The sequence below is a fragment of the Cyanobium sp. NIVA-CYA 375 genome (assembly GCF_056108345.1).
Window position 1 is genome coordinate 1 of record NZ_JBSYHW010000272.1, and the last position, 886, is coordinate 886.

An 886-nucleotide genomic window follows, 5' to 3' on the forward strand; every position below is an offset into this window, starting at 1 on the left:
GACCGCGCCACCTTCAACATCGATCCGGCGAGCGTCGAGCGCCTGATCACGCCGCGCACCAAGGCCGTGATCGCCGTCGACATCTTCGGCCAGAGCGCCGACATGGTCCGCCTGCGCGAAATCTGCAACCGCCACGGCCTGAAGCTGCTGAACGACTGCGCGCAGGCGCCGGGCGCCTTCCACCACGGCCGTGCCGCGGGCACGCTGGCCGACATCGGCGGCTACAGCATCAATTACCACAAGCACATCCACTGCGGCGAAGGCGGCGTGCTCGTCACCGACGACGACCGCTACGCACGCCGGCTGCAGCTGATCCGCAACCACGCCGAGGCGGTGGTGAAGAGCGACGACCCGGTCGAGCTTTCCAACCTGCTGGGCCACAACTTCCGCATGGGCGAGCTCGAAGCGGCCATTGCCGCGGTGCAGCTGGGCCACCTGAAGGAGCGGGTGGCGCTGCGCCAGCAGGCCGCCGCGGCGCTGGACGCCGGCCTGGCCGGGCTGCCGGGCCTGGCGACGCCCGCCGTGCTGCCGGGCAACACCCACGCGTACTACATCTACGGCCTGCAGCTCGACACCGCGCGCCTGGGCCTGAGCCGCGAGCGCCTGCTCGAGGCGCTGCGTGCCGAAGGTGTGCCCGGCCTCGTCGGCAGCTACCAGAACCTGCACCTGCTGCCCCTCTTCCGCCACCGCATCGCGTATGGCACCCAGGGCTTCCCCTGGAAGGGCGCGCCGCAGGGCGACAGCACCATCACCTACGGCCCCGGCCTGTGCCCGGTGGCCGAAGACCTGCACGGCCGGAGTTTCTTCGGCCTGGCCCTGGGCCAGTTCGGCAACGACGGCCGCGCGGTGGCGCTCATCGTCGCCGCCTTCCGCAAGGTGTGGCCGC

At 71.4% G+C, this 886-nt stretch carries 1 protein-coding gene; it reads left to right on the forward strand.

All coding sequences use genetic code 11. The annotated features are described in order from the left end of the window. Nucleotides 1-886 (forward strand): DegT/DnrJ/EryC1/StrS family aminotransferase (locus AC01FP_RS18020; RefSeq protein WP_474482171.1); only part of this gene is annotated, 886 nt, incomplete at both ends.